Origin of the sequence: Mesorhizobium sp. B2-5-4, from assembly GCF_006441095.1 — a bacterium.
GTDB classification, from domain to species: Bacteria; Pseudomonadota; Alphaproteobacteria; order Rhizobiales; family Rhizobiaceae; genus Mesorhizobium; species Mesorhizobium salmacidum.
Genome location: NZ_VFUR01000014.1, coordinates 135,930 through 157,675 on the forward strand (window position 1 = coordinate 135,930; position 21,746 = coordinate 157,675).

Here is a 21,746-nt window from a genome sequence, read left to right on the forward strand (position 1 = left end):
GCGCCGCGGGGTGCGGTGGCTCAGCCGCCATTGACCAAGGCAAGAATGAGCTTCTGCAGATTGCCGCCCTGGCCGAGTTCGACGCGGTCGAAATCGCGGCTTGCCTGGCGCTGCGCCTGCGAGAGTGCGGACAGGCGCTTGGTCATCTCGACCCGGATCTTGCTGCATTTTGGGTCGTCGGGAACGGTCAGGCCCACTGTCGCCGCCTCGATCTTGCGCGCCATGTCGACAATGCTCGCGCCGTGCACCTTTTCGTGGGCGCTGACGCCGGCGAGGAAAACCTCCCAGTTCTTCTGGATGGCGGAGGGCAGCGGCGATGAGGGGCTGGGCAAGGTGTAGGTGATGATGAGCTTGGGCTTCGCCGAAACCAGCACGCAGGCTCCGGCATGCGCCTGATAATCCCTGGTCCAGGTCAGCTTGAAATTGGTGTGGGCGATGGCGCGGGCAATGCCGGCATTCGGCCCGTTCTCGCCGATCGACCGGTAGAGCTCCAGCCCGGACTGGCCTGAAATGGCGTAGGTCTCGACCTTCTCGACCGGCTTCCATTCGGCCTGCGCGGTGAGCGGCGAGGCCACCAGGGCGGCTGTCACAAGACACAGGCGAATACAAGTTCTCAACACCAAGGCGCCCCGCACATGCAATGCCATTCAACGCCTTTTCCTATATGCTGCCGGCGGGTGCTGCAAATGCCCGAAGGGGGAAGTCATGAAAAGATATGTCGTTGCCGCCGGAGCCTTGGCGGCATTGCTTGGCGCGCAGCCGGCCTTTGCCGCGTCCTGCGGCTGGAGCGCGAAGATGGAAGAAGACGAGGGCGGCAGTGTGCTGACGGCTTCCGTCTGCGGCGGGCCGAAGGGCGACGCCTATCTGATGCTCAATTGTTACGACAAACCGGTGCTGAGCTACGATCTGGGCGCCAGCGGCCAGGAACTGGAACCGGGCACCAGCGGCGCGTTCGACTTCAAGGCCGACGGCAAGACGGTGACCAAGACGCTGCGGTTGGAGGCGATGTACAATTATTTCGTGGTCGATCTCGCCAAGGCCGATCCGCTGCTCGACCTGCTGCGCTCGAAGGGGGACGTGTCGGTCAGCGCGGCCAAATATGGCGCTATCAACTTTCCGCTGAAGGGATCGAGCGCGGCCATCGGCAAGGTGCTGGCGCAGTGCGGCAAGGCCAAGCCTGCAGGGGATGGGGATTGATCGGTGGTGCTGTGCGGCAGCTGTGGCGGCTATAGTTGCTGGCCCATTGTCACATCCAACTTCGCGGGCGGTGACGCCTCTTCCTTCTCTCCTTGCGGGAGAAGGTGGATCGGCGCGTGGCGCCGAGACGGATGAGGGGTGCCGAAAGAAATATTCCGTTGATAATTCAGCGTAATGTGGTGTCGCGAGAAGCATGTTGCCAAGCTGGAACACCCCTCATCCGACCTCGCTTCGCGAGGCCCCCTTCCCCCACAAGGGCGGGAAGGGGGAGCTGAACCTTGCCGCCGGGGACGGCCGTATCTCATCCGCTATGGCCAACATCCAATTATGAAGGCTTGGGCTTCACCGCCAGCTACAAGAAGAGCCTTTAGCGGACGCCAGCACGCTGTCGCCGGTTCCGGCTTGGCGGCGACTGGCGTATAGCGGAAGCCTTTCAGGCACTATTCAAATCGCCCGGCAAACCGGATATAGGTCAGTCAGGTTGACCTATATAAGAAAACGTCGGGGAGGCATGTCTTGACCCTTTTGAACCTGTTGGCTTCGCGCTCGTCGCGTATGAAGGCGTCGGAAATCCGCGAGCTGCTGAAGCTGCTCGACCAGCCCGACATCATTTCGTTCGCCGGCGGCATTCCCGATCCGTCGCTGTTTCCGTCCGACGCCATCCGCGATGCCTATGGCGATGTGCTGGACGGCGCGGAAGCCGGGGCGGCCCTGCAGTACCAGGTTTCGGAAGGCTATCTGCCGATGCGGCGCTGGCTTGCCGGGCAGATGGGCAAGCTCGGCATTGCCTGCGACGAGGCCAACATCTTCATCACCTCCGGCTCGCAACAGGCGCTGGATTATCTCGGCAAGCTGTTCCTGTCGCCGGGCGATACCGCGCTGGTGACATGGCCGACCTATCTCGGCGCGCTGCAGGCCTTCAACGCCTACGAGCCGCGCTACGACCGGCTGCGGCCCGAAGGCGGCAACATGACGCCGGCGGCCTACCACACCGCTGCCGCCGCCAATGGCGGGCGGGTGAAATTCGCCTATCTGGTGCCCGACTTCGCCAACCCGACCGGCGCCACGCTGGACCGAAAGCAGCGCGAGGCCGTGCTCGACCTTGCCGGCGAGCTCGACATCGCCGTCATCGAGGACGCCGCCTATCGGGCGCTGCGCTATGACGGCGAGGGTGTGCCGCCGATCCTGGCGCTCGACTGCGCGCGCTCCGGCGGCATCGACAAGGCGCGCACGCTCTATTGCGGCTCGTTTTCGAAAATCCTGTCGCCGGGCATGCGCGTCGGCTGGGTCTGCGCGCCGCGCCACGTGGTCGAAAAACTGGTGCTGATGAAGCAGGCTTCGGACCTGCACAGCCCGTCGGTCAACCAGATGGTGATGCACCGCGTCGCCGAATCCGTGTTCGACAGCCAGGTGGAAAAACTCATCGGCGCCTATCGCGAGCGCCGCGACGGCCTGCTTGGCGCGCTGGAAGCCAACATGCCGGAGGGCGTGAGCTGGAGCCGCCCGGAAGGCGGCATGTTCGTCTGGGTGACGCTGCCGGAAGGCACCGATGCCACGGAACTCCTGGCGCGGTCGGTGAAGGAGGCGCGCGTCGCCTTCGTGCCCGGCAATGCCTTCTACGCCGACGGCACCGGCCGCAACACGCTGCGGCTGTCGTTCACGCTGGCCGACCGTCGCGCGGTGAGCGAGGGCATTCCACGGCTGGCGGCGCTGCTCAAGGGTTAGCCAAGCTTACGCCGGCACGTTCACCAGTTGCTTGAGCTTCGCGAGCCTGGCGCGGGCGAGCTTGCGGATCGGCTTTTGGAAACCCTCTTCGCCGGTTTCGACGACGAAGACCAAGGTCTTGAAGTCCAGCATGAACTCGTCGATGGCCCGCGCCGTCTTTTCGGACCTGTCCTTGAACCGGCGCAGCAATGCGTTCGCTTCCTCGATGCCGTCGGCGCCTGCGCTGTCGACCAAGGCTTCAAGCCTCTGAAAACAATCCAATCGCAATCCTCCCGCCGCGCCACCAAACTTCCGGTCAGCCGAAAAGTTCCGTCGGGCCCAAAAAATTGTCGCTGGTTGTCAGCAGATGCAGGCGCCCCGCGTTGACGCCTTGCCGCCCGCGCCTAAATTCGAGGCCTTGCGAGGAGGAGCTTTCATGGAACTGCATCGCGGCCGGCTCATCGACCACCTCCAGCTCGTGGTCCGGGATATCCCCGCCAGCCGGCGTTTCTACGAGGCGCTCTTCCAGGTGCTCGGTATCCCGATCGGCGGCACCGGCGAGGACTATTTCTGGGCCGACGAATTGTTCATCTCCAGCGTCGACAGCCGGGCCGCACAGGGAAAGCTGACCGGCCGCCATCATCTGGCCTTCCAGGCCAGGGATCACGCCATGGTCGATGCCTTCCACAAGGCCGGGCTGGCGGCTGGCGGCACGGACAATGGCGCGCCCGGCGAGCGGCCCTATCATCCCGGCTATTATGCCGCCTTCCTACTCGACCCGGACGGCAACAACATCGAGGCCGTCCACCACGGCCCGGCCAACCGGAGTGCCGCTTCCGTGAAGATCACGTTCTAGCAACACCCGGCCGGCCGGGCGACCGCGATGCGCGCGTCGGATGGTGATTCTCTTGCCGCTGCATGTTCCGCGCATTTGAAAAAAACGCGGGGCCGGCGAATCGGATCGGATCCTTGATCTGGGCGGCACTGAAATTGTCCTGCAGGGCATGGATAGCGTCGCCTCTGGACAAGAGGCAAATCGGTCCCATACGGTGCGGCTTCAGGGAAGACGCGTGCGCGGGAAAGGCCGGTTGGTCGTTGAAAAAGAACGTCTTCTCATCGGTCGACCTGCCGCCGCATCTCGACGACCGCGCGCGTTTCGCGCTCTGGCAGGACATCCATGTCGCGGAGATATGGTCGGTCGAATACGCCATCTCCGGCAACGTGCCGTTCCAGGCGGATATCGAAGCCACCGCCATCGGGCCGCTGGTGCTGGGGCGGATGGCAGGGACGATCAGGCATGCCAGCCGCAAGACGCGCAACATCGCCGATGACGGCCGTGACGGCTACCTGCTGCTGGTCAACGACGGCGACACCAAGCTGAGCGGCGTGCAGACCGGCCGCGACTACAGCATCGGCAGGGGCGAAGGCGCGCTGGTCTCGGCTTCGGAAGCGCTGGAAATGACCGGCGGCGACCGAAATGTCTGGACCAATGTCGTGGTGCCCCGCGAAATCCTGGAAAATGCCTTCCCCCATCTCGAGGATCGCCTGGCGCTGACCATCGGCGCCGACAATGAAGCGCTCGATATGCTCAAGCGCTATTGCGGCTTCCTGGAAGCGGGACCGGCATTGCTCTCGCCCGACCTTGTCGCCCACGCCACCGAGACGATCGTCGACCTGATCGGGCTGGCGACCGGCGCCAAGGGCGAGATCGCCGAGCTGGCGGGCGTGCGCGGCCTGCGCGCGGCAAGGCTGCAGGCCATCCTGCAGAAGATGCGGGACAACTTCGCCGATCCCGCGATCTCGGCTCAGCACATCGCCCAGCATTTGCGGCTTTCCGCGCGCTATGTCCATGATCTCTTGCAGGAAACGGGCTCCAGTTTCGCCGAGCATATTCTTGAACTGCGCCTGCAGAGAGCCCATCGCATGCTGCGCGACCGGCGCAACGACAGCATGCGGGTCAGCGAGATCGCGCTGTTGAGCGGTTTTTCCGACGTCTCCTATTTCAATCGCTGTTTCCGCCGCCGCTTCGGCTCGACGCCGAGTGGCGCCAGGTAGAGCGATTCATCGTTTCCTTGAATCGCAAGCGGGCTTTTCCGCGCCGGCACGTTCGCAAGCAGCTCGATATGGCGAAGACTGGTTCCGATCAGCTTTGCCGATCGCTGCCCTGCGTTGCCAATTCGGTGGCTCCGGTGCTAACCGGACACGGCGCCCAGGCTCGATATCTACGCCAAGGGCGGCGACATACAGATGACCAACACCGCCGAACCCGATGAAAAATCGAAATAGCCTGGCTGGTGTTCGGCTGGACGAAGGTTGAGTAGACGCCGCGGACGCACCGGGAAATTCGGGGTGTCCGAGCGGCTTTCACCTGCCCGAGGAGTCCACATGAGTCCATTGCCTGAAGCCGTGCCGTTTTTCAGTCAGTGGGAGACGCCCGACATGACGCTGGCGGTGCTCGCCGATGGCGCCGAAGCCGCGTTGCGGCAGGATCCGCTGTGGCAGGGATCGGGTGCCGCCACGCTCGACGAATACGCGGTCTGGGCCGCCAATGTCTGTGGCATGGCTTGCCTCAAGATGATCCTGGCGACGCGCGGCCAGATCGTGCCGACGATCGAGCTGGCAAGGCGGTGCACCGGATATGGCGGCTATGTCGTCAATGAAGGCTCGATCAAGGGCCTGATCTACGCGCCCTTCGTCACTTTCGTGAAGCAGGAATTCGGCCTCGAGGCCGAGGTGATGACCGATGTCGCGGCAGCGGACGTCCCAGGGATCCTCGCCCGGTCGCGCTTCTTCATCGCTTCGGTCAGCAGTTCGATCCGCTGGCCGGAGCGCGAGCCGCCGTCGAAGGGCGGTCATCTGGTGCTGGTCACGGCGGCGTCGGACGATGGTTTTCGCTTCCACAACCCATCCGGCCATACCAGCGCCACACAGGCGGACGCAGTGTTGGCGCCCACCGATTTCGATCGTTTCTTCGCCAATCGCGGCATTGCCGTCAGCATTTGATTTTTGACAGTTGAGGGATTTCGATGACCGGAAAGATCAGGGTTGCCATCCTCTATGGCGGTCGCTCGGCCGAGCACGAGGTGTCGCGGCTGTCGGCGGCCAATGTGCTGAAGGCGATCGACCGGACCCGGTACGAGGTGGTGCCGATCGGCATATCCAGGGACGGCAGATGGCTGCTGCAGCCGGCGTCCGAGGCCTTCGGCGAAGGGGCAGGGGCTCCAGTGTCGGAGGACGGCGTGGAAGTCGCTCTGCTGCCCGGCGGCAAGGGCCGGCTGATCTTAGCGTCGCACAAGGAAGCTGACCTGCCGCCGGTCGATGTCGTTTTTCCCGTGCTGCACGGTCCGTTCGGCGAGGACGGCTCGGTGCAGGGCTATGCCGAGGTTGCCGATGTCGCCTATGTCGGCTGCGGCATCCTCGCCTCGGCCGCCGCCATGGACAAGGACGTCGCCAAGCGGCTGCTGCGCGAGGCCGGCCTTGCCGTCGCCCGCTCGGTCACCGTGCTTAGAGGCGATGTCGGTTCGTTCCAGGAAACCGCCGGGGCGCTCGGGCTGCCTTTCTTCGCTAAGCCGGCGCGCCAGGGCTCGTCCTTCGGAGTGAGCAAGGTAAACGACAGGGATGGCTTCGAAGCAGCCATCGAAACCACTTTCCGCTATGACGGCAAGGCGTTGATCGAGGAGTTCGTCGAAGGCCGCGAGATCGAGTGCTCGGTGCTGCAACGGGCAGACGGCTCGCTCACGGTGTCGCTGCCAGGCGAGATCATCCCGGCCGGCAAGCATGGCTTCTACACCTACGAGGCCAAATATCTCGACGCCGACGGCGCGGTGGTCAAAGTGCCCGCCGATATTCCCGCCGCAGTCGCCGACAGAGCGAGGAACATGGCGGGGCAAGCCTTCAAGGCGCTCGGCTGCGAGGCCCTGGCGCGCGTCGACTTCTTCCTGCGTGCCGACGGCTCCCTGCTGGTCAACGAGGTCAACACGCTGCCCGGCTTCACCGACATCTCGATGTACGCCAAGGCGCTGGCGGCGATCGGCATCGGCTACAGCGAGGTCATCGACGCGCTGATCGAGCACGCGCTGGCAAGGCATGCGGTGCGCACAGTCTAAAGTCTTCGCCGATCGAGATACAAGCCAGGATGATCCCGTTTGCGCTCCGAGCGCCTACCGATCGACCATCGCCATGCCGCGCTCGGTGTAGCGCGGGCCGGAGATTTTTCCCGGCGCCAGGGCATCGTCGAGCGCGGCCATTTCGGCGGCGTCGAGTTTCAATGATGCGGCGGCGACGTTTTCCTCCAAATATCTGATCCGCTTGGTGCCGGGGATGGGCACGATGTCGACGCCAAAGCCGTTGCCCTTCTCCAGCAGCCAGGCCAGCGCGATCTGGCCGGGCTTGACGCCCCGGGCTGTGGCGATGTCGCGCACCTTGGCCGCCGCGTCGACATTGGCGTCGTAGTTTTCGCCCTGGTAGCGCGGGTCGTTGCGGCGGTAATCGCCCTCGGCGTAGTCCTCCGCGCGCTTGACCTCGCCAGTGAGAAAACCGCGGCCGAGTGGCGAGAACGGCACCAGGCCAATGCCGAGTTGCCCGAGAAGCGGGATGATCTCCGGCTCCAGATTGCGCTCCCAGAGCGAATATTCGCTCTGCAACGCCGACACCGGGTGAACGGCATGCGCCCGGCGGATGTTGGCGGCACCTGCCTCCGACAGGCCGAAGAACCGCACCTTGCCTTGCGCGACCAGCTCGCCGACAGCGCCCGCGACGTCCTCCAGCGGCACCGCAGGGTCGACGCGGTGCTGGTAGAGCAGGTCGATATGATCGGTGGCGAGACGGCCGAGCGAGGCTTCCACGACCTCGCGGATATGCCCGGGCCGGCTATCGACTCCCACCTGTTTACCGTTTTCGATGCGGAAGCCGAACTTGGTGGCGATGGTCACCTTGTCGCGCTTGCCCTTCAACGCCCGGCCGAGCAGGGCCTCGTTGGTGTACGGGCCATAGACCTCGGCGGTGTCGAGGAACGTGCAGCCGAGTTCGATGGCGCGGTGCAGCGTGGCGACGGATTCGGCCTCGTCAGCCGGGCCGTAGGACTGGCTCATGCCCATACAGCCGAGACCAATGGCCGAGACTTGCAGCCCCTGGCTGCCGAGCTTGCGTGTGTTGAGGGTCATGGTGGAGCTCCGAGAGGGAAGGAAGGAGATGACCCGGATTATATAAGGCGCTCGCTCAATTCCCACAGGGTGTTCGGCACGGTCTCGATGGATAGCATCGGGCATGACGCTGTACGCGCCGGCTTCGCCGTCAAGCTACAGGCTGATCGCGCGTCACGCTGCAGCGAATGTGCGAAAGGACATCTGGGTCCAGGGCTTCGAAGATAGTCGGGCTTCATTCCGATTTGGGTGTGGTTGCCAGCAGACCGCTCAGCCCAGGTCTGGCGGTAAGCGCACTGTGCTCACCTATTTGAAGCGACGTCACGGGAGGAGGGCGGCTTTGGCTTGTGTTCCGGTCGCGTTCTCGCGGTCTGGCGGGCAACGCGGGAAACGGGTTTGACAGGATTTCCGGCGACTGGTTTTTTCGTCTTGCGGCGCTGGAGCCAGTTGGCAGACAGTTCGGCAAGCAGACTGCGCAGGGCCTTCACTACATCCTCCTTTATCGGGCGATGCAGTAATTTCCGAAGGCTAGACTCGTTCCATGGCACATGGATCTGTCGCGCCTCGGGCTTTGACTATTGCATCAAGCCTGATCGTTGAAGACCGAGATGGACTGTCGCACTCTCATCGCCGTTCTCGACATGCCCGTTTCCAGACGGCGCCAATCCGTTGCTCAAAGTGTCGAATTCGATCGGCGCGCCATGCAGTTGAGCAGCCTGCATGACCAGATGTTCAATGTCCTCGAGGGCGACATTCTCGGCCAGGTTCCTGAGCCTGATCCTTTCCGCAACTGCCGACAGTTCGATGATGCCAACGGTCCTGAACACTGCGCAGACGATCGAATAGACGTCTTCACGCAGCTGTGCGGAATAATCGTATCGCATCGAAACCTCCCAAAGCGAGTTGGTTTCCTCAAGGCGGCAAGATGCGCCCGATACCGCGGCCTGACAAGTCAAAAAATGAAAAATTGACAAATAAAATCAGCTAGTTAGTAGAGTTACACGAACGCGCAACCTGCGTTCGATGATCATCATTGGTACAATGCTGCATTCGCGCATTAGCCACGCTTGACGCAAGATGAGCGAATTCCTAACTGTAAGTGGAATGAGACAGTTACTAACTCAGCAAATCTTACGCGGGGAAACGCACATGGAACTGGAACGCCCGGAACGATTGCAGGTCATGTTGACACAGGACGAACTGGCAGCGCTGGAAAACTGGCGTTTCGACAAGCGCATGCCCAGCCGTTCGGCTGCGGTGCGCGAATTGCTGCGCCGTGGCCTTGCCTCCGACGGGTTCCTGACCGCCGAGATGGGCGCCAAGTCGCAGGAATTCGGCGTGCTCAGGCCCAATGGCGATGGCAAGACGCCGCCGGAACAGACGGAGTGAAATGCGTTAAGGCCTATCCATCCTCGCGCCGGCGATTGCCTTGATCCGTTTGCGCCTTATCTGATTGGGGGAAGATGCAATTGCGGGTGGCGATGAACGACGTCGACGGCAGCGACAGACAGGGGGCGACCGCCGATGCCCGGCTCGCGACCGCCGATGCCCGGCTCGCGGCAATTGTCGATTCCTCTTTCGATGCCATCATCAGCAAGGACCTGAACAGCATCATCCAAAGCTGGAACCAGGCGGCGGAACGCATGTTCGGCTATACCGCCGAGGAGGCGATCGGCCAATCCATTCTCATGCTAATCCCCGATCACCTCAAGAACGAGGAAATCGAGATCATCAGCAAGATTCGCAGCGGCGACAGGGTGGCGAGCTTTGAGACGATGCGCAAGCGCAAGGATGGCGTGCCGATTTCCGTCTCGCTAACGATTTCGCCGATCAAGAACAGCAATGGTGGGATCATCGGCGCCTCGCAAATCGCCCGCGATATCTCCGCCGCCAAGGAGAGCGAGCGCCGCATCAGGCTGCTGATGCGGGAGGTCAACCATCGCGTCAAGAACCAGTTCGCGGTCATCCTGTCGATGGTCAGGGAGACCAGCAAGCGCTCGACCCATCCAGGCGAGTTCGAGGAGTTGATCCGCGCCCGCATCATGGCGCTGTCGCGGTCGCACGATCTGCTCGTCACCTCGGAATGGGCGGGGGCGAGCCTGTTCGACCTGATCCAGGAGCATCTCAAGCCCTTCGGTCTCGAGGAGCAGATCCTGCTCTCCGGCCCGGTCCTGACGCTGCAGTCGAACGCGGTACAGAACCTCGGCATGGCCTTCCACGAACTGGGCACGAACTCGTCCAAATATGGCGCGCTGGGCAGCGAGGGCGGCCGGGTGGAGATCACCTGGACAATCGACTCCGGGACGCAGAACCCCGGCTCCGTGGGCGAGCGTGAATTTCACTTGACCTGGGAGGAGACGTCGACGCCGCATCCCGGCGACCGGCGGGACCAGACCACGCGCAAGGGGTTCGGCACCGTTGTGCTGCAGCGGGTGGCGCCGCAATCGCTGGGCGGTTCCGCCATTCTGGAGCGGTCGCCCGGCTATTTCAAATGGCGGCTGAGCGCGCCCTTGGCGTCCATCGTCGTGGCGCCGATCGGTAGCGAGGCTGACGGCGATTCGCCGGGTGCCGGCATCTAGGGCAATCCGCCGGTCCGGAATGCCGCCCAAAATCCGTGGCCCACAATCCGTGCTCGACCTACTCGACCAGGATATGCGCCTCGCGCGCGGCCTCGACAAAAGCCTCCCTGGCGACGTCGGGCGGCACGTCGCCGCTCGTTGCGCGGCGGCAGGCGCGCAGCGCGGACTGGTGTTTCAGGCTGCCGGCATCGCGCCAATGTGTCGTCAGCAACTCGATGGCCTGTTGTGTGTTGGACAGGTTGCGGGTGGCTCCGGTAACGCCGACCGAAACCACGACGGGCTTGGAGAACCACGCGGTTTGCATTGGAACCTGGACCCTGTTGCAGGTATGGAACGTGTTTGGCCGCGCGAGGTTTCGTTGCCGCCGATCACTGTAGCGTGAACTCTCCGGCATCTCCCGGCGAAACGATGCCTAGAGGATGTTGGTCGTCACCTCGACGACAATCGCGGCGCCTTCCAGTCCGCCGTTGGGAACATGCACGACGCGCGAGACCCTGAGATCCTGTGGGCTTCCGTCGACCGGCAGGGAAACGCTCTCGCCAATCCGCGGCACAGCCTGGAAAATGGCGTTGGTGGCGTCAGGCCGGTTGTCGATGGATATGCGGCAGTTGACGGTCATGGAAATGTCTCCTTTGTCTGGCCATGCCGGTCGTTAACGCCGGGTCCCTGAAATGGTTTCAGGAGGGCCGGGTCAAAACCGAGAGCCCGCCGATGTCTACCCGTTCGCCAACTGGCGACGTTGGTCGCGGCCCGGCGGCTTCGGCATCCGGACTTGTCGTTGCTGGCGGGCTTCTAGTTGCGGGCTCTCGGCACGAAATAGTTGGTGGTGACCGCATCGCTGCCGGTTCCCCGCGTGACTTGAACCGCGGCATAGCCTTCCGGAGGAATCGAGCCAGTCGCCGTCTGGTCGACCTGCTTGCATCGGCCGACCATTTCGCCGTTCGGCCACGGTGCCAGTCTGGCTTCAAGTGCCGCTTGGCATTCCTCCATCGATGAATAGACGACCGGGCGCGACTCCGTAGGCCTGCAGAGCGATGCGCTGCATGAAAGCATCACCATCACTGCCACGGTTCCCGGATCCATGGAATTCTCCTGTTGGCCGACAACGCGCAACAGGCCGCGAGGTTTCATGCGGGCCCAGCGCGCCGCGATTGCTAGAGTCAAGCACGAGGTCTGATAGTGCACTCACGTTTTACAACGGCCCAGCGCCTCGGTCGCCGGGCCTTCGGGTAGAGGAAATGCTGGGAACGTTAAAGGCCGAACGAGGGTATCGTCCAAGCGTTTTCGTACCCAAGGTGCGGCTTGGCATTCGCTGCGTCAGTCTGGGTTGCTGTGGCGGTTCCCGTTGCACTGCAGTCCAATTTTGCCGCCACTGCCGCCTTGATCGACAGACAAGCACATGCCTTGGCAGCAGTGACTGTTGCCTTTTTCCCATGCGCCGCAGCGACACTCGACCCGGCGAGGACAAGCGCCAGGCAAACGAAGGCGATCTTCATGAGGATCTCCTATTTTAGAGTTGGCTAATTTAAAGTTAACGTAACGTTAACTGGCCGTCAATCGCGAGCGGGGTCCTGGGCTGAAGCCACCTTCCTCCTGCCCGGAAGGATCACGGCCGTTCTTTACCTGTCCCGGATTGTGTCCAAATTGATGCGAGAGGATCGGGAGCGGCATGACCTTCGGCGCCGCACGCTCGCGTGCTCCGGCACGCGGTGATCAGCACCTCTATACGATGGCTTCTTCCCAAGCCCTCCACTCCCCGAAGCAGAGAATGCTTCCGTTGCGGGAGAGAGACTAGACAATCATTAGCAAGTGCTAAAGAGCGACTGGAAGACGTGCCTCGGCTGAATTACGACTTGGCCATGAGCTTTTTAACAACTTCAGTAACGGTTGATTCAACCATTACTGGTATTTATTCCAGCGTGTGGTGGCGGCTCCGACAAAAGCGGGCGGGGCTAGTTGCCGAAGCCGCCTGCGCAGTCCGGTGGGATCTGACCGCGCTGTCTCAGAATAGGACAGCGCGGTCAACGATCCGTTAATCGGGCGTCAGCCGCCACTTGTAAGCTTTCCCACCCATGGTGATGATCGCCTCCCCCGGTGGATCGGCCTTTGGCCGTGATAGCTCGGGCGGGCTCCGGTAGAGCTTGAGCATAGCGTCCTAAATTCGGGAGCCGCGTGGAACATTGTTGCGTACGGTGTCCGGCGAACTGCGCGCAGCTTGCGGAAGCTTTAGCCCTCGATCTCAGTCTTGAATGCTCGCACGCCGGCGTGGCAAAGCGCATGCCGGCTCGGCATCCAAGAAGGAGAGTTGCCTGGGAGGACGCCGAGCCTAACCGACGAGATTAGCGGGGGGCCGCGTCGTCTCGCCGGCTAAGAGTTTATGCGCTCTTTAAGGCAACTCGCACAAAGCATCCGAACGAACTAAGGGGTCAGCCGATCGGTGGTGCATCATCGACCGCTGTTCTGGCGCGGCTGGTTCCTTAGAGGGGTGCTTCCTGCAATAGATGCGAAGCATCCGAATGAAACGAGACATCCTTGCGCTTCGAAGGGCGTAGGACCGCCGGGCGGCAGGAGACCGCTCTCCGGCAGGGTTTGCCAGCCCCTGTTAATAGTTCTTCATCGCTCGGTGCGGGATGCCGGCTTCCTCGAACTCGTCGCCACATGCGACGAAGCCCAGCTTTTCGTAAAGCGCGGTCTTGTCGGTCTGGGACGTGAGGTAGAAGCGGTTCTCGCCACGTGACCGCGCTATCTGCATCCCCGCCTGCATCATCCGCATGGCGATGCCATTGCCCCTTGCCTGGCGTAGCACGGCGACGCGGCCGAACTTGGCATGTTCGGTCAGAAAGACAATCCGCAGCGTGCCGACGACATCGCCTCCGTCGATGGCGACGACGTGAGTGGCCTCCGCGTCATAGGCATCCCGTTCCACCGTCTCGGGCACGTTCTGCTCGACAATGAACACTTTGCGCCGGACTTCCAGGGCGAGGGCTCCCAGGTCAGAGGCAATGGAAACGGGTAGAATTGTTAGATTGGCCATAACCGTTGTTCCCATGGCTTACCAATAAGTGGCGCCTTATGTCCTCTGCGTTTCAGTAAGAAATGTGGCGACCCGGCGCCAAGTAAATTGTTGGTTCCCGCTCATGGGCTCGAACCACGATTCACGCCTTCAAAGGGCGCTGTCCTACCATTAGACGAAGCGGGAAAGGCTGGACGTTATGGCGCCCAGGCAGCTTGCGGTCAATTCGGGAAATTATTGACCGGCTCTTCGCAACGATAGACCGGGCAGTGGCCATCGCGGGACGGCACATAGGCCGACATCGGCACTTCAGGCCAGTCGCACTCATTGCCGAACTGCCTGACATAGCGGTCATAGGTGTTGCGGCCGGTGGTCAGCACCACGGCGCGATGGCTCTGGATCATGGCCCGGATCTCGCCGCAGCCCATGGAGCGGCTGTCGGGGCGGGCATCGACCAGACCGGTCGTCGCGAGCACGGCGCCGATGGCCGTCAACAGGGTCAGAACGCGAGCGGACATGACGGTTCTCTTTGGTTTGACAAAATTGGCGACCGGTCCGGATTCGCACTGGAACGGCCGCTTGCATTGTCGCACACAACCCCTTTCGTGTCCGTTGGTTCCGCGACAGGCTGTGCGGCGCGCGCGTTCGGGCGCGGCGCGGGCCCCCGCGCAACCAAATCAGGCGTTGCGCATTGCTGGGCATGGACGGCAGGAAGCCCTACGAAACACCGCAATGGCGGCCCGGAAACGAGGGCCGTCCGGCGATGTGCTGTTCCTTCTGCGGCGGCCGCGACCATGGTTTCGAGGAGTGTCCGCGCATGCCCGATCCTCTCCGGCCCGATAGACCCGAAGACGACGATACGTCGGAGGAATCGGCCGGCTGATCCGAGGCGCCCCTGGCGGGTGGCTAACCGGCGCCAGCCGCGCCGAAGAAATCGATCAGCGCGCCAGCCGTTTGCCCGGGCGCTTCCTCGGGGAAGAAATGTCCGCCTGACATCGCGCGGCCCCGCACGTCATCGGCCCAGTTCCGCCATAGCGCTAGCGGCCCGCCTTCGCCGGCATACCATTCGGCGAGCGCGCCTTGCCCGCTCCACAATGCCAGCAACGGGCAGGCGATGCGCCGGCCGGCGGCTTTGTCCGCCCGGTCGTGGTCGCGGTCGAGCGTTGCCGCCGCCCGGTATTCCTCGCAGATCGCGTGGATGTGGGCGGGTTCGCGCAAGGCATCGACATAGGCCTGGCGGATGCCGGCTGGAAAGACATCGGGCGGCGAACCCCAGCCGCCCAGCGCATTGTCAACGATGGCGTCGGCGGTGCCCGCCAGGATCTTTTCCGGCAAGGGTTCGGGCTGCGCCAGCAAGGACCACGGCCAGTAGCCGAGGGCCAGCCGGGCATCGGCCCTGTCCCAGGCGTCGGCCGTGGGCACGATGTCGAGCACGGCGAGTTTTTCGACGCGGTCGGGATGGTCGAGCGCCAGACGGTAGGCGACACGCCCGCCGCGGTCATGGCCCGCGACCATGAAAGAGGTAAAGCCGAGTTTGGCCATCATCGCCACCATGTCCGATGCCATGGCCCGCTTGGCATAGGGCGCATGATCGGCGGTCGACGGCGGGCAGGCGCTGCGGCCATAGCCGCGCAGGTCGGCGCATATGACGGTGAAATGCTCGGCAAGCACCGGCGCAATATCGCGCCACATCAGATGGGTTTGCGGAAAGCCGTGCAGCAAAAGCACCGCCGGCCCGGCGCCGGCGCGGCGCACGAAAATGCCGGCGTCCCCGATGTCGACGTCCATGGCTTGGAAGTGCTCGAACATAGCTGGCCTCCGGCACAGGCAACGACTGGAGGACGGGGTTGGTTGCAGCGCCTTTCGCGCAAGCACCGGCTCTTTGCGCCGCGACAAGTGGTCCCGGGCAAAGCCGGGCGCCACGCTGATCGAGCTGATCGTGCTGGTGCTTGCGCACCGGCTCGAACCCAAGGCTGGCCTTGCGAAAGAGGCCGACAAGAAAGCCGCTCCGGCTCCAACGGGCCGGTTCCGCGAATAAACCTTTTTTCCAACCCTTGGGGCCAACGCTGTGGGCCAACCCTTGGGGCCAACCTTTTGGGCCGACGGGCGTTGTCTCCATGAAGGGAAGGCCGCCGCGGGCGGCCATTCAACGAAGGAGGCCGAGATGAAACCTCTCGCCATTGCGTCATGCGCCGCGATGCTGGCCCTGGCGGTGCCGGCAGCGGCACAGGCGGATCAACAGATACCGAACCAGCAAACCGACAAATGCCGGGCGCAAACGGACCAGGGCGGCAAGCAGCAGCCCGGCGGCGGCGACCTCAGCGAAAAGCTCAACGATTGCGGCGGCGTGCTGAAGCCGCCGCCCACCGGCGACCAGGGCATGGCCGCGCCGGCGCCCGACGAAGGCAAGACGCCGATAATCAAGCCGGGCGAAGTGCCGCCCCAGCCGCCGAAGCAGTAGAACTGGTCAGGCGACATCATCATCGAGGCAGCGGAACCTCGCAGATCGCCACTGGTTCCAGACAATGGAGGCGGGTTCGCCTGCTTTTTTGGACTTTTCTTGACTTACCTGACCAGAAGGCCGGCGTGATCGCACAGCGCGGTGAAGGCCTCCTGCGCCTGTGCCACGCCTTCATTGTTTTGCAGCGCCGACTCGATCTTTTCGCGCGCGGCTTGGTAGAAAGGGCCGCGCTTGGCTTGTGGCCAGTCGATCAGGATTTCACTGGCGTCCTGGAGCGTGGCCACGTCACGGATCGTGTCCGACCCATGCGGCTTGACCCGCAGCGGTGTCGACAGCATCAAATACGCCATTTTTATTCCCGCTATTGGAGGATGCGCGCTTCGCGCGCGGCGTCGATCATCGCCCGCATCGCTTTTTCCGGCGGCGCCCAGCCATCCAGGGCATCGCGGCAGCTGCGCAGTGCCGCCCGGTAGCGCCGGCCTTGGCCGGCCGGCCAATCGCCAAGGCACTCCAGCCCTTCCCAGGCGCTGCGCACCACGCGCTCCCGCTCAGGGGCGAATTTGAGGCGGATCGGTCGGGGAAACATCTTGTCGTTCAACGGTCGTCTCCATGAATGGTGCATGTGAGCAGAAGCCGACATGCACCGAGGAAGCGGCGGATAACGTGACCGACAGGGGAGGGTTCCGGGCCCGACGATCAATTTTCAATCTTGCTTTCAGTCGCGCGCGACGGCGTCCGACAATGGCCTGGGCGCGGGCAGATCCGCGCCCAGCGCCCGCGGCCGGTCATGCTCGAACTGCTCGGCGCCGGGCAAGGCATGCAGCCAGGTTTCGCGCCGGCCGGTCCACAATTCATATTGCGGTGCCAGGTCCGTGGGTGCGATGTCGAGGCTGCCGAGCATCACCTCGGCCTCGTTGTCGTCGACCCAGGCGACGCGGCTGCCGCAGGTCGGGCAAAAGCTGCGTGTGCCGTAGCTGGCCACTTGGCCCGATGTCTCGAAAGCATCGCGCGGCCAGATGGCAAAGGCCGAATAGATCGAACCGCCCGCCTTGCGGCAGTCCTTGCAGTGGCAAAGGCCGACCCGCGACGGCTGGCCGGTGACGACGAACTGCACGCCGCCGCACAGGCAGCTGCCGGTCCTGCGGGTTATCTCGGACATGGTTGCGGCCCCTCCCTTTTTCGCCAGTCTGGTTTCGTCAGTTTGGCATACCGCGGGCCGGGCGGGACAGATGCTCGTCTGCCATTTCGTTGGCCAGGATGAGAAACCGGGAAAAAGACATCCTGTTCACCGTACCGCCGGGCCCGGTTGACGCGGCCCGCAGCATCCTCCAACGCGACGCAGGCGAAATGGTTGCCGCCTCGCGCCTTCTTCTATCCTCGCGCCGCCATGTGGTTGTCGAGCTTCTTGCGCGAGGGGCCGTAGCGCTTGATGATGGTCTGCGCCTCGCTCTGTGGAATGCCGTATTTGCGCGCGAAGGCGGCGACCTCATAAGTGTCCTCGCTCGAGACCAGCTTGCGGTCCTGTTTGGTCTTCGATTTGTCGTCGGGCATGGCGGGCCTCACTTTCTGTAAGCCGCATGGTCGCGCGGACGTCTAGATGTCGCGGTCAGACATAACACGGATCGGCCATGCTGGTTCCATGGCGGATGGCGGTGACCGGCGGGCACTTACCGCCGGCCCCGGTTCAGGCCGATGGAGCGGCCGGGGCCGGCGCCACGGCTGTCGGGCGCCCCGCATTCGGCGCAGGGCGCGCTGGCGCCGGGGCAGCCGCGGGAATGCGTGCCGGCGGGACAGCAAAGGCCGTTTGAACTCGCCCAACGCGGGCACTGGAAAACCTGTCCGGTGCCGCCGCAGCCATCGCACTCCAGGACCGGCGACCGGACCAGATAGGACTTCGTCCCCAACCTGACGTTTGCGCCCAAAACTCGACCCACCCAAGATTACTGCACGGAACACGCCATGCATTAGCCATAGCTAACATATCATGTTGCCGGTTACGGACAAGTTTCAGGATCGTTAATTGTTCGTGAACGCCTGGCGCGTGTCGCGGCGGCCGGCAATCGGCGCCTTGGGCCTGCTTGCTTCCCCTTCGAGGGGTGCCGTACATCAGCCGTCAAACCGAAGTCGGAGAGAAAAATCGCTGGCTGATGTCGGATCCGCGCGCGGCGGTGCGTCCTTGGGGCTGATGAAACTGGAGGAATACAACCATGCCGTCGCAAATCACACAATCGCCGTGGCAGACCGCGGCCCTTCTCGTCGCCCGCCTGATCTTCGCGGCCGTCTTCCTGATGGCGGTGACCTTCAAGTTCATGGGCATGGAGGCCACGGCGGGCTATATCGCGGCCGCCGGTTTCCCGTTCCCGCTCTTCCTCGCATGGTGCGCGGCGATCCTGGAGGTTGCGCTGGTGCTGTGTTTCCTCAGCGGTGCCTTCTTCACCCAGGCCGCGCTGGTCGCCGCCGCCTATGTGCTGTTCCTGGCCTTGGCCTTCCACGGACCCAGCCACTGGGCCGGCAACCAGGCCGAATTCGGCTTCTTCGTCGACCATTTTTCGTTCCTGGCCGGACTGCTTTTCGCGGCGGTCCATGGACCGGGAAGAATCCTGGCGCTGAACCTGGGATGGCCGGGCAGGGCCTAGCGGCCCGCCCGGGGCAGGGGATGACGCCCGCCCGGGGCAGGGCATGACGCCCGCCCGGGGCAGGGCATGACGCCCGCCCGGGGCAGGGCATGACGCCCGCCCGGGGCAGGGCCTAGCGGCCCGCCCGGGGCAGGGCATGACGCCCGCCCGGGGCAGGGCCTAGCGGCCCGCCCGGGGCAGGGCCTAGGGGCCCGCCCGGGGCAGGGCGTAGGACCCGACCGGGGCGCGAGGAGCCCTCACATCTGGTCGTTATAAGGCTCCTTCATCTGGCCGACCATGCGGGCCAGCTTCGAAAAGGACGGCATGTCCGCCTCCGGCTGGCACTGGTTGGCAAGTTCCAGCAGCCGGATCGGGAAGTTGACGGCGTCGCGGCTCGACGCCGACATGCCTCCTGACCGCTCCTCGCCGGTTTCCGAGGCCTCGGCCTTGCGTAGCGCGATGTCGATCTCCTCCGATGTGAGCACCCCCTTTTTGACGAGGACGTGGTTGATCGAGGCGACGGCCATCAGCAGGCCCTCGAGTTGCAGATTGGCGACGTTCATGGCGATTGCTCCAGTGGCTGGGTTCCAAACGCGCGAGCGGCATTTCCGATCCGACGTGGAGAAGCGCCGCGGCCTTTTGGCGACATGCGTCTACTCCTCCGTCAGGCGCTCGCCATATTCGCGCCACAGCGCCCTGACCTCCAGGCTGCCGAGGCGCGGGATCGAAGGGTCGCCGCAGTCTATGGCGACGGTGCCGATGTCGTAGTTGGGGTAAGCGCCGGCGACGAAGCGGATCGCTTCGCCAAGCGAGTGCACCCGGATGATCGGATCGGCCTGGCCCTGGCCAGTGCTGCGCACACCGGAAACCGTGGCCGGAGCGTGCCGCATCCTGAAGACGGATGCCATGGCTGGTCTGTCCATCGTCCTCTCCACAAGGCCGTGCGACGGGAATCATTCCATGAGCTGCCGCTGATGATTTCACAGGAGCCGGCTGATGAAAAGCCGGATGAATGTCTGGGCTGGCGTCATGCTCTCTCGGTCAAATGTGAATTTTTTCCTAGAAGCCGTTGACCGGGTGAGGGCAGCCATGCTATAAATTTGTCCATGGTGCTGATTTGCGCCAACGACCCGCCGCCAAGGCGGGTTTTGTGTTTCTGCCGCCATGCCTAGGGACGCTACTGCGGTTGCAAATTTGGATGCTGGCGGGACAGCGCCCCCTCTGGCCTGCCGGCCATCTCCCCCTCTTGGGGGGAGATCAGATACAATCGCGACCTTCGCCAACCGCCTGCGCTCCAAGACTGGGCGAGGCGTCCAACCTGCCAATCTCCCCCTAAGACGGGGAGATGTCCGGCAGGACAGAGGGGGGTGCCGTAGAGCGCTACCTCCGCGAGATGCGAGAAATCCCATGACACGTTACGCCACCATCATCACCGGCGACGACGGCCTTGAGGTCGTCAGCGCCATCGGCCAATTCGAGGGCGCGGCGCCTCGGGCGCGCCTCGGCCGTGTCGAGGCGGTTGCGCCCGACGTGCTGATCGGCATGGTGCGGGAGGCGGCGGGCGGTTTCTGTTTTCCGCAAGCAGGCACAGACAGCCGCGCTGTCGGTCTTGTCATGGCCAGACTCAAGGCGCGAGCCAATGCTGCAAAACCTGCAAGCGCGGCAAAACCGGCCAGCACGGCAAGGCAGAAGGGTGCCAAGCGGGCCAGGAAGAAATCCGCCCGCTCGAAAAAGCCGGCCAGGCGGGCCAAGCAGGCGCTGCCGGAGGCTGCCGCCGGTGATACCAATGCCGTGGCGCAGATCCATGACTGACGAAACCGGGCCGTCGCGCGCAAAGGCAAGGTCGGCAAAGCGCAAGCCCGCCGCCAGCCCGGCAGCCGCGAAGACGCCCCGCCCGAAGCGGACGAAGAAGTCACTGGGCGCCGATTTTCTCGCCGCCGTGCGGGCCGATTTTCGCATCCATGGCGCCGGTGTCCTGGCCGAGGTGCGAGCCGACAAGCCGGACCAGTATCTCAAGATCGTGCTTTCGGTACTGCCCAAGGACATCGATGTCGCCATCAACCAACTGGACACGCTCTCGGATATATTGTTCGAGGTGATCGTGCGGAAGTTCAGGCCAGCGGGGGAGGAATGACCCGGGCCTCTTCCGCGGCTCGATCGAGCCAAAGCCCGCCTTGGCTCGCGCCAAGGCGGGCTTTTTGCGTTTGTGGCTCCTGCCCAAGGCGCGTTTGAATGGATCGAGGCGACGCGCGCTCAGGTCTTCATCTTCATGCCTGCCGTTCTCCCGGTGCCCGGCGGGCTTGGGGACGTGCCTTAGGCCAGGATGTTGACCGCGCGGGCCGCGACAAGCGCGATCGTCAGCAGCGAGATCATCGCCTCGGCCATCATCAGCAGCTTGGCGCGTTGGGAGAGCGGCAATGTGTCGGTTGGCGAAAACGCCGTCGCATTGGTGAAGGCGAGGAAGAAATAGTCGACGAAGCCCGGCAGCCAGTCGCGGATCTCGCGGTCGCTCAGGGTCATTTGCGGAAATAGGAAATCGGCATGGGCGCGTGTGACGAGGCCGCAGGTCGGCGGCCCGCCCCGGTCGGTGCTCCAGAACCACAAGGCAAAGACGATAACGTTGGTGACCCAGATGTTGAGCGCGTCGACCAGCAGCGTTTGGCCGCTGGAGCCGGCATGGCCGGCCAGCAAGGCACGCACCAGAAGCGCCAGAGAGCCGCAATTCATGACGCTGACGAGGCCGGTCATCACCAGGGCCGTCCTGCGGATCATGACGCGAAACCGGCCAACCAGATACCAGTGCTCCTCCTCGACCGCTTTCTGGGTGGCGACCTGCGTCCAGGCGGTGGCTACGGACAGGGGTACGAGCAGGGCGGCCTCCAGCGCCGGCGCCAGCCAGCGGGGGCCGAACGAAAGATCGTTGATGACCAGAAGCTGCAGGCAGATGATGACAAGGACCGCCGCGCGCGCCAGCCAGAAGTCGAGCGCGCGGTGGTGGATGACGGCATGCTGGTGACGCATCGAGTATCCGGGATG

Annotated in this window: 31 protein-coding genes and 1 tRNA gene; 13 read left to right on the top strand and 19 right to left on the bottom strand. The window is 63.8% G+C overall.

Translation table 11 applies throughout. From position 1 onward, the window contains the following. Positions 1-20: 20 nt before the first annotated feature. On the bottom strand, positions 21-647 hold the full coding sequence (locus FJ492_RS18875; RefSeq protein WP_140771511.1) for a DUF922 domain-containing Zn-dependent protease: 627 nt from the start codon (positions 645-647) through the stop codon (positions 21-23). Between the two features lie 58 nt (positions 648-705). Between FJ492_RS18875 and FJ492_RS18880 the strand changes: the two genes are divergently transcribed. Beyond that, positions 706-1,197, top strand: a complete 492-nt coding sequence (locus tag FJ492_RS18880) for a hypothetical protein (RefSeq protein WP_246676068.1) — start codon at positions 706-708, stop codon at positions 1,195-1,197. Between the two features lie 555 nt (positions 1,198-1,752). Next, positions 1,753-2,922 (top strand): PLP-dependent aminotransferase family protein, encoded by a 1,170-nt coding sequence (locus FJ492_RS18885; protein ID WP_181166688.1) that lies wholly within the window; start codon positions 1,753-1,755, stop codon positions 2,920-2,922. Between the two features lie 6 nt (positions 2,923-2,928). Here FJ492_RS18885 and FJ492_RS18890 read toward each other — a convergent pair whose 3' ends face one another. After that, positions 2,929-3,156 (bottom strand): hypothetical protein, encoded by a 228-nt coding sequence (locus FJ492_RS18890; protein WP_246676069.1) that lies wholly within the window; start codon positions 3,154-3,156, stop codon positions 2,929-2,931. 181 nt (positions 3,157-3,337) lie between these two features. Here FJ492_RS18890 and FJ492_RS18895 point away from each other — a divergent pair, with 181 nt between their 5' ends. From FJ492_RS18895 to FJ492_RS18910, 4 genes are all read left to right on the top strand, one after another. Continuing rightward, entirely contained in the window at positions 3,338-3,757 is a 420-nt protein-coding gene (locus tag FJ492_RS18895; RefSeq protein WP_140771515.1) for a VOC family protein, read from the top strand. Between the two features lie 239 nt (positions 3,758-3,996). Continuing rightward, positions 3,997-4,956: an AraC family transcriptional regulator gene (locus tag FJ492_RS18900; protein ID WP_140510635.1), complete on the top strand. Its 960-nt coding sequence runs from the start codon at positions 3,997-3,999 to the stop codon at positions 4,954-4,956. A 330-nt stretch (positions 4,957-5,286) separates the two neighbouring features. Next, positions 5,287-5,904 carry a C39 family peptidase gene (locus FJ492_RS18905; RefSeq protein WP_140713718.1) on the top strand — a complete coding sequence of 206 codons (618 nt, stop codon included), beginning with the start codon at positions 5,287-5,289 and terminating at the stop codon, positions 5,902-5,904. A gap of 23 nt (positions 5,905-5,927) precedes the next feature. Continuing rightward, positions 5,928-7,007, top strand: coding sequence for a D-alanine--D-alanine ligase family protein (locus FJ492_RS18910; RefSeq protein ID WP_140752219.1), 1,080 nt, complete (start codon positions 5,928-5,930; stop codon positions 7,005-7,007). Positions 7,008-7,061: 54 nt separating this feature from the next. Here FJ492_RS18910 and FJ492_RS18915 read toward each other — a convergent pair whose 3' ends face one another. Further along, complete coding sequence (locus FJ492_RS18915) at positions 7,062-8,063, bottom strand: aldo/keto reductase (RefSeq protein WP_140510642.1); 1,002 nt, start codon at positions 8,061-8,063, stop codon at positions 7,062-7,064. Between the two features lie 554 nt (positions 8,064-8,617). Then, complete coding sequence (locus FJ492_RS18925) at positions 8,618-9,016, bottom strand: hypothetical protein (protein ID WP_246676070.1); 399 nt, start codon at positions 9,014-9,016, stop codon at positions 8,618-8,620. 175 nt (positions 9,017-9,191) lie between these two features. Here FJ492_RS18925 and FJ492_RS18930 point away from each other — a divergent pair, with 175 nt between their 5' ends. Together FJ492_RS18930 and FJ492_RS18935 are read left to right on the top strand one after the other, a co-directional pair. Beyond that, on the top strand, positions 9,192-9,431 hold the full coding sequence (locus tag FJ492_RS18930; RefSeq protein WP_140771517.1) for a hypothetical protein: 240 nt from the start codon (positions 9,192-9,194) through the stop codon (positions 9,429-9,431). A 92-nt stretch (positions 9,432-9,523) separates the two neighbouring features. After that, the gene (locus FJ492_RS18935; protein ID WP_246676071.1) at positions 9,524-10,621 is read left to right on the top strand and encodes a PAS domain S-box protein; all 1,098 of its coding nucleotides are present in this window, start codon (positions 9,524-9,526) and stop codon (positions 10,619-10,621) included. A 58-nt stretch (positions 10,622-10,679) separates the two neighbouring features. Here FJ492_RS18935 and FJ492_RS18940 read toward each other — a convergent pair whose 3' ends face one another. The 8 genes from FJ492_RS18940 to FJ492_RS18975 all read right to left on the bottom strand — a co-directional run bounded on the left by FJ492_RS18940 (position 10,680) and on the right by FJ492_RS18975 (position 15,443). Next, the gene (locus FJ492_RS18940; RefSeq protein WP_140510650.1) at positions 10,680-10,925 is read right to left on the bottom strand and encodes a DUF982 domain-containing protein; all 246 of its coding nucleotides are present in this window, start codon (positions 10,923-10,925) and stop codon (positions 10,680-10,682) included. Between the two features lie 108 nt (positions 10,926-11,033). After that, positions 11,034-11,240, bottom strand: a complete 207-nt coding sequence (locus FJ492_RS18945; RefSeq protein ID WP_140713710.1) for a hypothetical protein — start codon at positions 11,238-11,240, stop codon at positions 11,034-11,036. A 173-nt stretch (positions 11,241-11,413) separates the two neighbouring features. Continuing rightward, entirely contained in the window at positions 11,414-11,704 is a 291-nt protein-coding gene (locus tag FJ492_RS18950; protein WP_140771521.1) for a hypothetical protein, read from the bottom strand. Positions 11,705-11,871: 167 nt separating this feature from the next. Beyond that, a complete protein-coding gene (locus FJ492_RS18955; RefSeq protein ID WP_140771523.1) occupies positions 11,872-12,117 on the bottom strand; it encodes a hypothetical protein in 246 nt (81 codons plus the stop codon). Positions 12,118-13,223: 1,106 nt separating this feature from the next. Continuing rightward, complete coding sequence (locus FJ492_RS18960; protein WP_140510658.1) at positions 13,224-13,655, bottom strand: GNAT family N-acetyltransferase; 432 nt, start codon at positions 13,653-13,655, stop codon at positions 13,224-13,226. A gap of 91 nt (positions 13,656-13,746) precedes the next feature. Continuing rightward, positions 13,747-13,820: transfer RNA gene (locus FJ492_RS18965), tRNA-Gln, on the bottom strand. A gap of 35 nt (positions 13,821-13,855) precedes the next feature. Then, positions 13,856-14,152, bottom strand: coding sequence for a hypothetical protein (locus FJ492_RS18970; protein ID WP_140713702.1), 297 nt, complete (start codon positions 14,150-14,152; stop codon positions 13,856-13,858). A 388-nt stretch (positions 14,153-14,540) separates the two neighbouring features. Beyond that, positions 14,541-15,443, bottom strand: a complete 903-nt coding sequence (locus tag FJ492_RS18975) for an alpha/beta hydrolase (RefSeq protein ID WP_140752231.1) — start codon at positions 15,441-15,443, stop codon at positions 14,541-14,543. A gap of 73 nt (positions 15,444-15,516) precedes the next feature. Here FJ492_RS18975 and FJ492_RS28785 point away from each other — a divergent pair, with 73 nt between their 5' ends. Together FJ492_RS28785 and FJ492_RS18980 are read left to right on the top strand one after the other, a co-directional pair. Beyond that, positions 15,517-15,672: a hypothetical protein gene (locus FJ492_RS28785; protein WP_181166683.1), complete on the top strand. Its 156-nt coding sequence runs from the start codon at positions 15,517-15,519 to the stop codon at positions 15,670-15,672. 126 nt (positions 15,673-15,798) lie between these two features. Further along, positions 15,799-16,095 carry a hypothetical protein gene (locus FJ492_RS18980; RefSeq protein ID WP_140752233.1) on the top strand — a complete coding sequence of 99 codons (297 nt, stop codon included), beginning with the start codon at positions 15,799-15,801 and terminating at the stop codon, positions 16,093-16,095. A 104-nt stretch (positions 16,096-16,199) separates the two neighbouring features. Here the strand turns inward: FJ492_RS18980 and FJ492_RS18985 are convergent, their stop codons facing one another. The 4 genes from FJ492_RS18985 to FJ492_RS19000 form a co-directional block, all read right to left on the bottom strand. Continuing rightward, complete coding sequence (locus tag FJ492_RS18985; protein ID WP_140510665.1) at positions 16,200-16,445, bottom strand: DUF982 domain-containing protein; 246 nt, start codon at positions 16,443-16,445, stop codon at positions 16,200-16,202. Positions 16,446-16,456: 11 nt separating this feature from the next. Beyond that, positions 16,457-16,693, bottom strand: a complete 237-nt coding sequence (locus tag FJ492_RS18990) for a DUF982 domain-containing protein (protein ID WP_140510667.1) — start codon at positions 16,691-16,693, stop codon at positions 16,457-16,459. 117 nt (positions 16,694-16,810) lie between these two features. Next, complete coding sequence (locus FJ492_RS18995) at positions 16,811-17,254, bottom strand: GFA family protein (protein WP_140771525.1); 444 nt, start codon at positions 17,252-17,254, stop codon at positions 16,811-16,813. Between the two features lie 212 nt (positions 17,255-17,466). Beyond that, positions 17,467-17,646: a DUF3606 domain-containing protein gene (locus tag FJ492_RS19000; RefSeq protein WP_013894490.1), complete on the bottom strand. Its 180-nt coding sequence runs from the start codon at positions 17,644-17,646 to the stop codon at positions 17,467-17,469. A 656-nt stretch (positions 17,647-18,302) separates the two neighbouring features. Between FJ492_RS19000 and FJ492_RS19010 the strand changes: the two genes are divergently transcribed. Further along, entirely contained in the window at positions 18,303-18,731 is a 429-nt protein-coding gene (locus FJ492_RS19010; protein WP_140713693.1) for a DoxX family protein, read from the top strand. A 236-nt stretch (positions 18,732-18,967) separates the two neighbouring features. Here FJ492_RS19010 and FJ492_RS19015 read toward each other — a convergent pair whose 3' ends face one another. Both FJ492_RS19015 and FJ492_RS19020 read right to left on the bottom strand, forming a co-directional pair. Beyond that, the gene (locus tag FJ492_RS19015; protein ID WP_127870393.1) at positions 18,968-19,273 is read right to left on the bottom strand and encodes a hypothetical protein; all 306 of its coding nucleotides are present in this window, start codon (positions 19,271-19,273) and stop codon (positions 18,968-18,970) included. A gap of 90 nt (positions 19,274-19,363) precedes the next feature. Continuing rightward, positions 19,364-19,633, bottom strand: a complete 270-nt coding sequence (locus tag FJ492_RS19020; protein ID WP_140510672.1) for a hypothetical protein — start codon at positions 19,631-19,633, stop codon at positions 19,364-19,366. A gap of 484 nt (positions 19,634-20,117) precedes the next feature. On the opposite strand from FJ492_RS19020, the gene FJ492_RS19025 reads away from it, so the two are divergent. Continuing rightward, on the top strand, positions 20,118-20,522 hold the full coding sequence (locus FJ492_RS19025; RefSeq protein WP_140510674.1) for a hypothetical protein: 405 nt from the start codon (positions 20,118-20,120) through the stop codon (positions 20,520-20,522). Continuing rightward, entirely contained in the window at positions 20,515-20,844 is a 330-nt protein-coding gene (locus FJ492_RS19030; RefSeq protein WP_140771527.1) for a hypothetical protein, read from the top strand. The genes FJ492_RS19025 and FJ492_RS19030 overlap by 8 nt, the downstream gene beginning before the upstream one ends. A gap of 179 nt (positions 20,845-21,023) precedes the next feature. Here the strand turns inward: FJ492_RS19030 and FJ492_RS19035 are convergent, their stop codons facing one another. Then, entirely contained in the window at positions 21,024-21,731 is a 708-nt protein-coding gene (locus FJ492_RS19035) for a hypothetical protein (protein ID WP_140510677.1), read from the bottom strand. Positions 21,732-21,746 lie beyond the last annotated feature (15 nt).